Source organism: Streptococcus sp. ELY_125 (assembly GCF_058314535.1).
In genome coordinates, this window is the sequence record NZ_JBZFUM010000029.1 from 1 (window position 1) to 14,718 (window position 14,718).

Annotated in this window: 12 protein-coding genes and 1 pseudogene; 2 read left to right on the forward strand and 11 right to left on the reverse strand. The window is 42.9% G+C overall.

What is annotated here, in order from left to right:
* Nucleotides 1–931: 931 nt before the first annotated feature.
* Both mutY and AC4HAL_RS10040 read left to right on the forward strand, forming a co-directional pair.
* Nucleotides 932–2,092: an A/G-specific adenine glycosylase gene (gene mutY / locus AC4HAL_RS10035; protein ID WP_491094046.1), complete on the forward strand. Its 1,161-nt coding sequence runs from the start codon at nucleotides 932–934 to the stop codon at nucleotides 2,090–2,092.
* 220 nt (nucleotides 2,093–2,312) lie between these two features.
* Nucleotides 2,313–2,741 carry a YjdF family protein gene (locus tag AC4HAL_RS10040; RefSeq protein ID WP_491094047.1) on the forward strand — a complete coding sequence of 143 codons (429 nt, stop codon included), beginning with the start codon at nucleotides 2,313–2,315 and terminating at the stop codon, nucleotides 2,739–2,741.
* 226 nt (nucleotides 2,742–2,967) lie between these two features.
* On the opposite strand, the gene AC4HAL_RS10045 is transcribed toward AC4HAL_RS10040, so the two are convergent.
* The 11 genes and pseudogenes from AC4HAL_RS10045 to nusA form a co-directional block, all read right to left on the reverse strand.
* Entirely contained in the window at nucleotides 2,968–4,014 is a 1,047-nt protein-coding gene (locus tag AC4HAL_RS10045) for an alcohol dehydrogenase catalytic domain-containing protein (protein ID WP_491094048.1), read from the reverse strand.
* A gap of 156 nt (nucleotides 4,015–4,170) precedes the next feature.
* Nucleotides 4,171–4,485: a thioredoxin gene (gene trxA / locus AC4HAL_RS10050; protein ID WP_447452722.1), complete on the reverse strand. Its 315-nt coding sequence runs from the start codon at nucleotides 4,483–4,485 to the stop codon at nucleotides 4,171–4,173.
* A 78-nt stretch (nucleotides 4,486–4,563) separates the two neighbouring features.
* Nucleotides 4,564–4,767, reverse strand: coding sequence for a copper chaperone CopZ (gene copZ, locus AC4HAL_RS10055; protein ID WP_491094049.1), 204 nt, complete (start codon nucleotides 4,765–4,767; stop codon nucleotides 4,564–4,566).
* 385 nt (nucleotides 4,768–5,152) lie between these two features.
* Nucleotides 5,153–6,048 (reverse strand): annotated as a pseudogene (locus AC4HAL_RS10060) (cation diffusion facilitator family transporter).
* 17 nt (nucleotides 6,049–6,065) lie between these two features.
* The gene (locus AC4HAL_RS10065; protein ID WP_491094050.1) at nucleotides 6,066–8,303 is read right to left on the reverse strand and encodes a heavy metal translocating P-type ATPase; all 2,238 of its coding nucleotides are present in this window, start codon (nucleotides 8,301–8,303) and stop codon (nucleotides 6,066–6,068) included.
* A gap of 21 nt (nucleotides 8,304–8,324) precedes the next feature.
* Nucleotides 8,325–8,747, reverse strand: a complete 423-nt coding sequence (locus AC4HAL_RS10070) for a CopY/TcrY family copper transport repressor (protein WP_491094051.1) — start codon at nucleotides 8,745–8,747, stop codon at nucleotides 8,325–8,327.
* 866 nt (nucleotides 8,748–9,613) lie between these two features.
* Nucleotides 9,614–9,967, reverse strand: a complete 354-nt coding sequence (rbfA, locus tag AC4HAL_RS10075; protein ID WP_491094052.1) for a 30S ribosome-binding factor RbfA — start codon at nucleotides 9,965–9,967, stop codon at nucleotides 9,614–9,616.
* A gap of 32 nt (nucleotides 9,968–9,999) precedes the next feature.
* Nucleotides 10,000–12,750, reverse strand: coding sequence for a translation initiation factor IF-2 (infB, locus tag AC4HAL_RS10080; RefSeq protein ID WP_491094053.1), 2,751 nt, complete (start codon nucleotides 12,748–12,750; stop codon nucleotides 10,000–10,002).
* Nucleotides 12,751–12,768: 18 nt separating this feature from the next.
* Nucleotides 12,769–13,071 carry a YlxQ-related RNA-binding protein gene (locus AC4HAL_RS10085; RefSeq protein ID WP_491094054.1) on the reverse strand — a complete coding sequence of 101 codons (303 nt, stop codon included), beginning with the start codon at nucleotides 13,069–13,071 and terminating at the stop codon, nucleotides 12,769–12,771.
* On the reverse strand, nucleotides 13,064–13,360 hold the full coding sequence (gene rnpM, locus AC4HAL_RS10090) for an RNase P modulator RnpM (protein WP_447452729.1): 297 nt from the start codon (nucleotides 13,358–13,360) through the stop codon (nucleotides 13,064–13,066). The genes AC4HAL_RS10085 and rnpM overlap by 8 nt, the downstream gene beginning before the upstream one ends.
* A gap of 44 nt (nucleotides 13,361–13,404) precedes the next feature.
* Nucleotides 13,405–14,640 (reverse strand): transcription termination factor NusA, encoded by a 1,236-nt coding sequence (gene nusA, locus AC4HAL_RS10095; protein WP_491094055.1) that lies wholly within the window; start codon nucleotides 14,638–14,640, stop codon nucleotides 13,405–13,407.
* Nucleotides 14,641–14,718 lie beyond the last annotated feature (78 nt).

A 14,718-nucleotide genomic window follows, 5' to 3' on the forward strand; every position in this document is an offset into this window, starting at 1 on the left:
GCTATCGGAACTTTGACAACTTTAAAAAACGGATTTATCTCGCTTTAAACCTAACAAAAAAGAAGACCAAGCCGGTCCTCTCTCGTTGTTCATGATAAGTCACCCACTACAGTTGACAAAGAGCCAAAAAAATCCGATTCCTGCACACCTAGAATCGGATTTTAATAGTATGATTCAATATCTGTCACGGGCATCACGGCCTTTCTATTCTCATAAGGAGGTTAATAGAAATTCTTGTCACCGTTTTTATAACGGCTTAAATTCATCTTTACCATAGTATTACCTCTCTTGATAATAGTTGTTTATAACCTACTTTTTTTCTGTATTACATCGGTTTCACCCCTTGCGCTATTTTATGCAGCGAACCCAAATGTCTCCGTTTTTGTAACGACCTTGATTATACATAAGCATACAACCACCTCAGTTTATCATAGGCTATACTCTCAATTTGGCATGGGAACCACTCCTTTAGCTATTCTACGCAACAACTAAGAAATCCCCATTTTTATAGCGACCTATATCAAACATCAACATAAGCCCTACCTCCGGCACTTTTGCAAGCTTTAAGTCTCCCTAACGCTCCTTGAATGCAAGTTAGATATCTAGCTAGTCACCGTTTTTATACCGAGATATATTCATGTTAAGCATTCTAATCACCCCATAACACAACATCTCACACTTCCGGCTGTAACTCTGTGTAAAATTATTTAGTCTGCCTACCATCTATAGGCAACTGTCACCATTCTTGTACCGTGAAATATTCAATCTAATCATAAGGGTTTCCTCCTTGATTAAGTCTTATCTCGATTACATCTTAATTATAATGTAAGCGTTTTCTTTTGTCAAGTGTTTCTTCGATTTTTATTATGTTTTTCGTTTTATTGAAGTACTCTATTTTAGAGACCAAAGAGAATTTTGCTATAATCTTTATATGGTTAAAAAACTTGATTTAAAAGATTACGGTATTGAGATGTGGGATCAACCTACGATTTCCGCCTTTAGACGAACCCTCCTAGAGTGGTACGACAGGGAAAAGCGCGATCTGCCTTGGCGGCGGACTAAAAATCCCTACTATATCTGGATTTCTGAAATTATGCTCCAACAGACTCAGGTTCAGACAGTTATCCCTTATTACTTGAGATTTTTAGACTGGTTCCCAAGAGTTGAGGATCTAGCCCAAGCTCCCGAGGAGAAATTACTCAAAGCTTGGGAAGGGTTAGGATATTATTCTCGTGTTCGTAATATGCAGGTAGCTGCCCAGCAGATTGTGGGGAACTTTGGCGGAGAATTTCCACAGAGTTACGATGAGATTGCTTCACTAAAAGGCATCGGCCCCTATACTGCAGGTGCTATTGCCAGTATTGCTTTTGACTTACCAGAGCCTGCTGTGGATGGCAATGTCATGCGGGTTATGGCTCGTCTCTTTGAAGTAGATTATGATATTGGCAATCCCAGCAATCGTAAAATCTTCCGGGCCATTATGGAAGAACTGATTGATCCTGAGCGACCTGGCGACTTTAATCAGGCTCTGATGGATCTGGGAACGGATATTGAATCTGCTAAAAACCCTAGACCTGACGAGAGCCCCGTTCGAGCCTTCAGTGCTGCCTACTTGCATGGAACTTATGCCAAATATCCCATTAAATTGCCTAAGAAAAAGCCTAGGCCGCTGCTTTTACAAGCCTTTGTTATCCGGAATCAGCAAGGGCAATTTCTCCTGGAGAAGAATCAAGGAGCAGGTCTTCTAGCTGGTTTCTGGTCTTTCCCGCTGATGGAAACTCAGCTTCTAGCCAAGCAACTCAACCTCTTTGAAGACGATAGCGAGCAAGTTTTGGAAACTGTTTCTTTGCAGAAGTTTTTTGAAGAGGACTACGGTCTTAAGCCCGTCTGGTCTCAAAAAGAGTTTCCTCTTGTCAAACACACTTTTAGCCATCAAAAATGGCAAATCCAGTTGCTGGAAGGGCGAGTTAACCAAGCAGACTTAAAGGGAGATAGAGACTTGTGTTGGGTAATTCCTCAAAATTTTGATAATTATCCTATGGCAACACCACAGAAAAAAATGATTCAAGCTTATGAGAAAAATACAAACTAAAGTGTTATAATACTGCCATATGATATAAAAACACGTTGCAGTTGGGTAGTCTGCAAGCACTTGTGGAATGATAAACTTGGAGAGTTTTCAAGTCAGGTCTAGAAATTTCCAGCAGTGGGCAACCGTCATGCTTGATCATTGCTTTTGCTTATCTTCAACAAGTGTCAGTAACCTTCCCTCCGGTCGTCCCTTATCAAAATTTATTTTTTGGAGGGCTGGCATGAAAATGACAGTATTTTTTGACGGCAGTTTCTGGTTTGGTTTGATTGAATATCAGGACAGACAGCTGGGTTATCAAGCCTTTCGCTATCCCTTTGGCAAGGAACCCAAGGACAGCGAGATTCTTGATTTTATCTATCTTCATTTGACCCAGTGGATGCAAAAACAAGAAAGGCTGGGCCTAGTTAACGTTGAACCAGATACATCTCTTGTGCATAAATCCATCAATCCTAAGCGAATGCAAAGGGAAATTAGCAAGCAGATGAAACAGCCTGCCCTATCCTCTAAGGCTCAACAGGCCATGCAGGCTAGCCATGAGCTGCTGAAACTGGAAAAGAAAGCCTCCAAACGGCAAAAGCGGCAGGAATATAAGGAGAGACAGTTTCAGCTCAAGCAGGAAAAGCGCCGCAAAAAGAAAAAAGGACACTGACTTAGTGTCCCTAAGAGACTGAGACAAAAGTTCTCAGCCTTATTTATTTGCTAGGCGCAGTGATTGGAAGAAAGACTTGTTGACAAAGCCAAGAAGTCTTTCTCCTGAACAGTTCATTAGATGCTTTAGCAGCAATGAACCACTGCTGGTGGGATATCTTTATCTTGGAAAGGAAGCGAGGACAATCAAATTCTTCGAATGATTGATTTCTGCCCGCTCTCTTGTTTCATTCCGCCACTACCAGCATTGATTTAACAGCTTTGCGATCCGCCATATCACGATAGGCTTGGTTAATGTCATCTAGGCTATAGGTGTCTGTGAAGACTTTACCCGGGTTGATATCGCCATCCAAAACAGCCTTGAGCAAGATTTGCTTGTCATAGGTCGTAACAGATGCTGAACCACCTGCGATTGAGATGTTTTGAGCAAAGGTTGAACCAATGCGATGATCGCCATAATGAGGCACGCCGACAGCGCCGATACGGCCGCCATTATGTAGGACACCGAGAGCTTGCTCGAGTGCACCTTCTGTACCGACACATTCCAGAGCAACGTCTGCCCCGCCACCAAGAATTTCACGAACCTTAGCAATGCCTTCTTCTCCGCGTTCCGCAACAATAGCAGTTGCACCAGAAGACAAGGCCATTTGTTGGCGGTCTTCGTGACGGCTCATTAGAACAATCTGGGAAGCTCCGCGCATTTTAGCAGCAATAACCGCACATTGACCAACAGCACCATCACCAATAACAACAACTCTATCACCGGGAGCGACATGAGCAACCCGTGCTGCGTGGTAGCCTGTTGGCATAACGTCAGCAAGAGTCAAAAGTGACTTAATCATGCCTTCTGAATAGTCTGATGGCTGACCAGGCACCTTGATGAGAGCCCAGTTAGCATAGTGGAATCGAAGGTACTCAGATTGAAAACCGCCGCCCCAGTTAGTTGGTGCTGGATGGTTATCACAAGTACCATCAAATCCAGAACGACAAGCATCACATTCACCACAGCCATGGGTAAATGGGACGATAACAAAGTCACCTGGTTTGACATTAATGACATCAGGTCCTACTTCTTGGACGATGCCAAGTGCTTCGTGACCACTGTTTACAGAGTGTTCCTCGCGTTCATCGCCGTGTGAATATGACCAAAGATCTGAACCGCATACACAGGCACGAACAATTTTAATAATGGCATCATCAGTGGCCTGAATCGTTGGCATTGGTGCTTCTTCTACGATCATTTGACCGGCTTTTTCAAAAATAGCAGTTTTCATGTTTTACTCCTTAACTATGTTAGTTTTCATTTAGTGTAACAGTTTGACCAGCCATAATCAAATACCTAATGTTTATAGATATTATACTTGCTAGGTATAACTGGCAGTTATACACTCAGCAAAAACAGCGTGCCCGTAAGGTCCGCTGTTTTATAGTTATCCTACTTCAGCTAGAATTTGCTTGATTTGGTCTTTGGTATGAACACCTGCTACTTGTTTAACCACTTGACCATCTTTTTTGAAGAGAAGGGTAGGAATCGACATGATACCAAATTTACGAGCTGTTTCTGGATTTTCATCAACATCCATTTTAAGGACGCGCAATTCGTCTTCATCATACTCTTCAGACATTTGTTCCAAGATTGGTGATTGCATGCGACAAGGGCCGCACCATGTTGCCCAAAAATCTACAAGGACAAGGCCTTGGGCTGTTTCTTCTTCAAAGGTTTTATCAGTTACGACTTCTGCCATAATAAGATCTCCATTTCTTTTGATTATAGTGCCATTCTATCGGAAAAAGATGGCTTTGCCAAATATTTGCTACGAGAATTAAATTTCACTGCCTAATTGATAATTTGTTCCTTTCAAAGCATTTTTCAGTGACCATTTCCAAGCTTTGCCTTCAATGGTGACCTGATTTTTTTCAAGATTAACAGTAGCTGACTCGACGCCTTTAACTGCTGACAGTTTGTCAGTGACTGTTTTAGCGCAGCCATCACATTTCATTCCTGATACTTGATACGTTTTTGACATGATAAACTCCTTTATATATAAGAGTATGGTAGAGGGGTGATAGCTAAGCGCTCCGTACTTGAAAGCAAATGCCAATCACTAGGGTGGCTTGGCTACCTCTCCCTCTAACTGCGTTTGGTTAATCAATTTCACTAACCAAACGCAAGCTCATTAAACCGTTAAGCACTCCAAAAAACAGAGGACCTAACGATGAATCACTAAAAATTTTAAGAAAATTATACTCCTACTCCATCATTATTCCTGTAAGAGCTCAAACTGTGGTCGTTTTTTCTCTTTGCACAGCTTGTAAAAATTCAATGGTGAAGTTTTGAGACTTTAAGCTATTTGAGGGAATAGGGAACGAGGATGCTATGGCTATAGTCATTTTTTGATTTTTTACCTATAATTATTTAATCTCATCAGGTGGACAATGATGGTCATGTTCAAAGCTACTATCATCACATTCGATAGCCGATTGTACGACCTGATAATTTTCCAGAAGGTGATGGATCTTATCCTTGACTAATTTTTCATCCTGCCGATCCGATAAGATAATATGAATCATGGCGACATGCTGCCTACCATCTATGGACCAGATGTTAAATTGGGGGACGGCTTTAACTTCCTCTAAGTCCGCAATAGCCTGACGTATTGTCAACATATCTATATCTCTTGGGGATGCTTCAAGAAAAATCCCTATATTTTTTTAACAAAGCGCGGGATGGCCTTGCTGAGAATGAAGAGAGAGATAGCCAGTGATAACAGCGGATCGAGAATATACCAATCGGTAAAATGGAGCAGGATAGAAACAAGGATTACTGCAAACCACCCCAAGGTATCCTCTAAAAAGTGCAGACTTAAAATTCTCTCATGTTCACTCTTTCCCCGACTGAGCAGATTTTGAGCCGACAGATTCACCGCAATAGCGATGATGCCCAGCCAAAGCATACCCTGAGCATTGACAATTTGGGGGTGGAAAAGCTTGGGAATATTTTCTACAAGGACAGCAATAGACCCAGCAATCAAGATCGTTGCCGTGATCATAGCTCCTAAAAGGCTAAATCGATCGTAGCCCAGAGTGTAACGATCATCAGACCTTTTAGTTGCAATCTTCTCAAATAACCAAGATAAGCCGATAGCTAGGGCATCACCAGTATCATGAACAGCATCTGCTAAGATAGCACTGGAGTTAAAGAGGGTCCCAAAAACGAACTCCGCAGTCGCAAAGCCGAAATTTAGAAGAAAAGAGCCTAAAATAGCTTTTTCAGATTGATGATGTCTGCTTTGGTGATTGTACCCCATTGCTGTTCCCCCACGTATTATACTCTTCGATACTTTAGGCGAAGGCTATTGAGAACTACTGAAACCGAGCTAAAGCTCATGGCAAGACCTGCTAGCATAGGATTCAGAAGTGGTCCTCCAAATAAGTATAACACACCCATGGCTACGGGAATAGCTAAAATATTATAGATAAAAGCCCAAAAAAGATTTTCCTTAATGGCTTTAATAGTAGCCTGACTGACCGTCATAGCCTTAGCAACGTCCATTAAATCAGGCTTCATTAGCACGACATCAGCTGATTCAATAGCGATATCGGTACCAGCGCCCATAGCTAAGCCAACATCGGCTGTTGCTAAAGCTGGCGCATCATTGATCCCATCACCGACCATGGCGACTTTTTTGCCCTGAGCTTGTAAATCACTGATCGTTTGGGCTTTTTGATCAGGAAGCACTTGACTAATCACGTGGTCGAGTCCAGCCTTTTGAGCGATAGCTTGCGCCGTTTGTTCATTATCTCCTGTTAGCATAACAAGGTCAAAGCCACGTTCTTTCAGCTGGCTCAAAGCTTCCTGACTGTCTGGCTTAAGCTGATCAGCCACTCCTAATAACCCCATTAACTGTCCTTGACTGGCAGCGTAGATTGGAGTCTGTCCTTGCTGTGTCAACAAATCAAAATCAGAGCGAGCTGGGGTGAGATCAATAGAGGCCTGCTCCATCAGATTTTTATTACCAACTAGCCACTCTTGCCCATTGATTTGGCCTTTAAGTCCAAAACCAGCTAGGTTCTCAAACTGCTCTACATCTAATAACTGAAGCTGATCTTCTTTAGCCTTAGCAACAATTGCTGAACTGATAGGGTGGCTAGAATTGACCTCTAGACTTGCTAAGACAGTCAGCAACGATGCTTGATTGACATCACTTGCATAGCTGTAAAGCGATAGCAACTCTGGTTTTCCTTGGGTCAATGTTCCTGTCTTGTCAAAAACAATGGTATCAACTTGGTGTGCCAATTCAAGACTATCACCAGATTTGAAAAGGATTCCGTGTTCAGCTGCCAGACCTGTCCCAACCATAATTGCGGTTGGTGTGGCCAACCCTAGGGCACAAGGACAGGCTATCACTAAAACACTGACAGCCACAGTCAGGGCAAAGGTAAAGGACTCTCCGCCGATAAAGAACCAGACTAGCCCTGTTACAAGGGCAATCCCCATAACAATCGGTACGAAGATACCTGAAACCTGATCGGCAATTTTAGCAATCGGTGCCTTGGTTTCTTGCGCCTCCTCTACTAACTGAATAATCTGTGAAAGCAGAGTATCTTTACCCAATTTTTCAGCCTGAACGGTTAAAGCTCCCTGACTATTAATAGACCCACCATAAACTTGATCACCGACAGTTTTTTCAACAGGGATAGATTCTCCCGTCAGCATAGACTCATCAATTGAGGATTGACCAGTCACTATTTGACCGTCGACTGGAATTTTTTCACCCGGTTTAACTAAAACGCGATCACCAATGACCAACTCCTCAATAGGCAGCAGTATTTCCTGATTATCTCGGATCACCAAGGCTTCTTTAGCCGAAAGGTGCATGAGTTTTTTAATGGCTTCAGAGGTACGACCCTTAGAAAGAGTTTCAAAAAACTTTCCGAGAGTAATCAGAGTCAAAATAACCGCAACAGACTCGAAGTAGAGCTGATGGATGTGGTGATGATGTCCCAAAATCACATGGTAGGTGCTGTAAAGACTGTAAAGAAAGGCTGCGCTGGTTGCTACTGCAACTAGGCTATCCATATTAGGATGGGCCTTGCTCAAAGATTTAAATCCTGATCTGTAAAAGTGCCAGCCCAATACCATAACTGGTACTGTTAATAGAAGCTGACTCAGAACAAAAACCAGCGGATGAGAGTGATGGTCTAAAATCTGTGGCAGGGGCAGTCCCACCATACTTCCCATTGATATATATAAGAGAGGAAGGGTAAAAATTGCAGACCAAATCAAGCGGACTTTCATACCGGCAAGGCGCTTTAGCTCTCGCTCTTCTTGGCTGGCATCTTTCTTTTCATCAAAAACATGAGCACTGTAACCTGAATCTGCAACCGCTTTTGCTATCCGATCAGCATCTAGTTGTTGCTGATCGTAGGTCACTGCCATCTTTTCAGTAGTTAGATTAACAGCGCAACTTTCTATACCTTTTAATTTTTTGACAGCTCCTTCGATAGTAGCGGCGCAGGCTGCACAGACCATTCCATCGACAACATAGGTTTCTTTAACCATAAAAATACCTCCTTACTCATTTTAGGCTGCGCCAGTTTCATGACAGCGACACTGGCCAGGTGTGCAGTCGCAGGTTACCTCGGTAACGACCTGTTTAGCGGATAAGATATCCTGCAGCGTCTTGATATCTTGCGCCGTCATGGGTGTTTCTACTAGCAATTTTCCCAGAAGGTCTGTATGCTTGGTGACACAAATCTTATCCAGCCCTCCTTTCAGGCAAGCTAGGTTTGCATCATCTTCTGATACTTCTGTCCAATAAAGATAGCTGCGTCCCTCGCGACGGCTAAGTAAAATGCCCTTGTCAGCTAAACGGCCGATCAAAGTCTTGATAGTGGACTCTGACCACTCCTTCTTATTAGCCAAAACAGCGATAATTTGTTTACTGGTGACCTGCCCTTTTGTCCAGACGACTCGCAGGACTTCCCATTCTGCATTTGAAATCATATCAGCCTCCTTCAAAATATTTTCATTTACGTTTGTAGATATATTATATCCTGTTTGTTTACGTTTGTAAACTATTTTGTTTAAAAAAGAAAAATTCAGCAACAATCTATCGATGGCAAGCCAACATTCCAGAGAAAATAGGAAAGCAAGAACACATGGTAGCAATCCTATCACCTATAAAATAGGAATAGGATAAAAATCACAATTTCCCAGAAACCAATTTCCCTCCTCTTTCTATTTTGGGACTCGGGTCAAATCATCCGCTGGATAAGAGAAGGGCTAGGAAAAAAACAGCCAGTTTTCATACTTTAATCCTCCCTTTAATGCATAGCGGTTGGCTGATTTCCCTTTTGCTACAATATCAGAGACTAACATAAGAACTCAGCCTAGAAGTCTATTTCTCTGAACCTCTTGCCAACGTAGGATAAATGAAAATGCCAATGGTTTAAATTGTCCTGAAGATAAAGGATTTCCGCTCGAGCTAAGTTACTCAAACGCTAGATTTGAAGCAACTAATAAAATTTTCAAAGATATCAGGCGTCAAGACTGGGAAATTTCTTTCATTTGATCATCTACATGATAAAATACACATACATCATTAACAATTTAGTCTGGTAAAACAACCTTTTGCTCTTATCTCTTCTAAACCGAGTGCTTAAAAATTAAAAGCCGGGATAGTTTTTCCACCGATTTGATGCTTTAAACCGCAAAAACTCCCTTCATAGATGCGGATACTAGTGAAATTTTTGTTTTTTCACTATCCACTACGAGGGGAGTCTATCATTTTTTATGCGTAATTTTGTGGATTACATGCTTTTGTGGCTGAGGCCAGGCCATCGTGGAAAATTATCCCAAAACTTTTTTGCTTAACCTTTTTTCTCCAGATCGCGCAGCATCTGATCGATCTTATTCCCATAAGCGATAGATTCATCCTTGATAAAGGTTAGATCTGGGATTTTATACATTTGGAGGTTCTTACCAAGTTCCCTCTTAATGGTTCCCTTGGCTTTTTCCAGACCAGTTTGGGCCTTTTGATTATCCGAAGCTAGATCACTCATAATGGTGTAGTAGACCTTGGCCATAGATAAATCTCCTAGCATTTGGACATCGGTGATGGTTACACCAGAGACACGAGGATCCCGTACTTTCTTTTGCAGAATTTCATTGACCTCACGTTTGATTTCCATACCTACCCGATCGGTACGAAATGAATTAGCCATGTGCCCACTCCTTTCTCTAAATGATTGGAGGCTTAGCGCTCAATTTCTTCCATGATATAGGCTTCAATGGTATCATCAACTTTGATATCATTATATCCTTCAATCATGAGGCCACCTTCTTGGGCATTGCCAACTTCTTTGACATCATCCTTAAAGTGACGAAGACTGGCTAATTTGCCATCGTAAATAACGACACCATCACGAATCACACGAACACTGGACTCGCGGGTGACTTTACCGCTCGTCACCATAAAGCCACCAATGGTACCAACCTTAGAGACTTTAAAGGTTTCACGAATGATCGCTTCTCCCATAATTCTTTCTTCATATTCAGGATCCAGCATGCCTTTCATGGCATCTTCAATTTCTTCAATTACCTTGTAGATGATGCTGTGGAGACGGATTTCAACTTCATCACTTTCTGCCTGCATACGCGCCTGCGGTGTTGGACGCACATTAAATCCGATAACGACGGCATCAGACGCCTCTGCCAATGTAATATCCGACTCGTTGATAGCACCGACAGCCGAATGGACAATCGTTACCTTAGCTCCCTCAACTTCAATCTTTTGCAGTGACGAGGCGAGGGCTTCAACAGATCCTTGAACATCTGCTTTGATGATCACATTAACAGATTTAACTTCACTGTCTTTAAGAGTATCAAAGAGATTTTCCAGACTAACGCGATGATTAACTTGACGTTGCTTAAGCAGGGCACGCTTGGCACGCTCTTCTCCAGCTGCACGGGCAGCTTTTTCATCTGCATAGACGGCGAAATGATCACCAGCCATCGGCGCTTCGTTAAGACCAGTGATAGAAACTGGTGTAGAAGGCAGGGCAGACTTGACACGGCGGCCTAAGTCATTAGCCATAGCGCGAACTCGACCGAACGTATTACCAACAACGATCGGATCTTGCACATGTAGCGTTCCTTGCTGAACCAGAAGGGTGGCAACAGCACCTTTTCCTTTATCCAAACGCGCTTCGATCACCGTACCGATAGCGCGAACTGTCGGATCAGCCTTCAGCTCTTGAATTTCAGCAACGAGGAGTACTGTTTCCAAAAGTTCATCAATATTTTTATTGAATTTCGCTGAAATTTCAACAAATTCAGAATCACCACCCCAAGCCGTAGAAATGACACCATGCTCAGCTAATTCCCCAATAACGCGCTCAGGATTAGCACCTGGCTTATCAATCTTGTTAATGGCAACGATAATTGGTACTCCAGCAGCCTTGGAATGGTTGATGGCTTCGATGGTCTGCGGCATGACACCATCATCAGCTGCCACAATCAAAATAGTAATATCAGTAACAGAAGCACCGCGCGCCCGCATACTAGTAAAGGCAGCATGTCCCGGTGTATCCAAGAAGGTAATCTTCTTGCCACCAGCTTCGATCTGATAAGCACCGATATGCTGGGTGATCCCACCGGCTTCGCCTGTAGCAACACGTGAATTACGCAGGGTATCAAGCAAGGTTGTTTTACCATGGTCAACGTGTCCCATAATAGTCACAACAGGAGCCCGTTCGACCATCTGATCTTCATTGAGGTAATCTTCTTCAACAAAGAAACGCTCAATATCTGCATCATCCACTTCAATCTTTTTCTTCGGATCGATGCCATAATCAACCATCAGTAGCTCGATAGTATCACCATCCAAAGATTGATTTTGAGTAGCCATCACGCCCATCATGAAGAGCTTCTTGACAATTTCAGCTGGTTCACGCTTAATACGTTTAGCGATGTCTGCAACAGTCATCCCTTCTGTATACTCAAGTTCCTTAGGCAATTCGTGGAATTTCCGCTCTGTTACTGGCTTAGGAGCCGTATTGTTATTGCGGTTATTCTTACCTTTTTTATTTTTCTTATTAGTGTTCCAGTTGCTGTTTCGTTGATTTCTCACTTGGTTTTGATTATTCCACTTTTTATTTTTATTTGACTTTGGTCCGTCTTCATTCTCGCTAGCAAAATCGCGCGATTTATCAGGCCGATTTCCCTTCTTACGGCGGTTATCCTTGGCAGGAGCCGGCTTAGTCACAGCAGCAGGGGCTGGACTAGCCTGAATGGGAGGAGCTACGATTGCAGAAGCTTCCTCTTTGGCCTGTCTCCTTTGACGAGCCTGCTCTTGTTGTTGAGCCACTCGCTGCTTATTTTCCTGTTCCTGACGGAAACGATTCTCGCTTTCTCGCGAGTACTCTGCATTTTGCTCAGCTTTTAAGGCAGCAGCTCTAGCTTTGAAGTCGATACGCGGCCCTTGATTTTGCTGCTTACGATTATTATCGCGACGATTGTTATTTTCGCGATTTCCCTGACGATTGTCACGGCGGCGTTCATTGTCTTGACCATCACGGCGATTGTTTTTGTTGCGGCCGTTTTGTTTGTTTTGGCGGCGCTCTGCCTCTGCTTTTGCTCTAGCTTCACGCTCAGCCTTGAAATTACGGATTTTAGGCTTGGCAGCAGGTTTAGAAGCGCTCTTGTCCTGAGCTGTTTTAGTAGCAAGTCTTTGAGCTTCTGGTGCGGTCGTCGCTTGCGCTGACTTCTCTGCAGCGGTTTCTTTGTCATCAGCTTTTGCTGTAACTGGTTGAGTTGAAGCAGCTTGCTGGGCTACACTTTTGGGAGCCAATGAGGTAAAACTGCTGGTCAAGCGTTGGGCATCCGCCTCTTCTAAGCTTGAGGAATGGCTCTTAACATCCAAACCCAAGCTTTTGGCTTTTTCAACAACCTCTTTACTTGGTTTGCCAAGTTCCTTGGCAATTTCGTATAATCTTTTCTTAGACAAATCTTGTCCTCCTATTCTTTAATCCATAAGAGTCCTCATTTTCTTTGCAAATCCAGCGTCTGTGATGGCCAAAACCTTACGAGAACGGCCGATAGCAACGCTTAATTCCAGTGCCGAAAACACTGTGGAGAATTCTATATCGTAGTAGTGACATTTATCAGTTATTTTTTTCTCAAGATTGGGGGCAGCGTCATTAGCTAGAAAAACTAGTCTAGTCTGGTGCTTCTGCAACGCTTTGATAACTAGTTCCTCACCTGAGATAATACAGCCAGCCCGTTGAGCTATCCCAACTAAGTTCGTTAATTTTTCTAGCTTATTCAAGGCCCAACTCTCTTCTTTTGACTTTGTGATCTACATAAGCAATCAATTCATCGTAGAATTCCTCAGAAACGGCCATAGAAAAACTGTGGTTAAAGACTCGCTTCTTCTTAGCTAACTGGGCTTCCTCATTGTCCAGTTTAATATAGGCTCCACGGCCGTTTTGTTTGCCTGTCGGGTCGATAAAAACTTTTCCTTCCTTATTTTTAACAATACGAAGGAGATCCCGCTTATCGATAACTTCCCCTGAAACAACTGATTTTCGCAAAGGTATTTTTCTTGTTTTTGGCATAAAACACCTTCCTTTACTTTTTAATCTGTATCCTTTAGCTATCCCTATTCCAGCTCTTCGGCCGATAGATCTTCTTCGATCACTTCAACTGGAGCAACAGTTTCAGCTGATAGATCTTCCGCCGAACTTTCACCATCCGAAAGTAGAGAATCTGCATCAAGATCATAAAGTTCTTCTGTTTGTTCACTTTCACCTTCCATTGCTTCGTACTCACTGGCTGACTTGATATCAATACGGTAACCAGTTAGGTGGGCAGCCAAGCGGACATTTTGCCCACGACGTCCGATTGCTAGTGACAGTTTGTTATCAGGAACCACAACAGTGGCATGCTTGCTGTTTTCATCATCGAAGATCACATAATCCACCTCAGCAGGGGCGATAGCATTATAGATAAATTCTGCTGGATCTTCCTCCCACTGAATCACATCAATGTTTTCTTCCACTGGAATTTCGAGTCCTGTCTTAGTATCCACACGAACTGGGTGAAATTTACTAATAACCTTTTTGATATTAGCACCACCGCGACCTACGATGGTACCGATAGCATCAACATTGGAATTGTGACTGCGGACAGCAACCTTGGTACGGTCACCTGCTTCGCGAGAGACACTCATGATTTCGACAGTACCGTCGAAAACCTCGGGAATTTCTTGTTCCATGATGCGTTTGATGAATTGGGGATGGCTGCGACTTACAAAAACGTTAACACCGCGCGGGTTATTCTCAACCTTGTAAACGTAAACCTCAATGCGGTCGTGAGATTTGAAAGTTTCACCCGGAATTTGGTCCTGATGAGATAATTGGGCTTCAATCGAACCAAGATTGACATAGATGAAACGCTGGTCAAAACGTTCAACCGTACCTGTCATAATTTCACCTTCATGCTCTTTATACTCACTGTAAGTGATCTCACGCATTTGACGGCGCATTTTCTCCATGATGGTTTGCTTAGCTGACTGGGCAGCTACACGTCCAAATTCCCTTACAGATTCTTCAAAGCGAATTTTATCGCCTAGTTCATAAGCAGAGCTAATCTTTAAAGCTTCGGCAAGACTGATTTCCAAGCGGCTGTCAAAGACTTCTTCAACGACTTCGCGGACACTGTAGACTTGGAAATCACCAGTTTTTTCATTATACTCTACTTCACAGCTCTCGGACTGACCATAGCGACGTTTATAGGCTGATTTCAATGACTCTGTGACGGCGTCGATAATATCTTTTTTATCAATATGTTTTTCTTCTTCCAGAATACGGAAGGCTTCTAGCATTTCTTTGCTCATAACAATAGTTGCTCGCTGTTTTAGCCGAGCTCTTATCCTTTCTAGTTGTATAATTTAACGCGTTTATAGTTGGTTCAA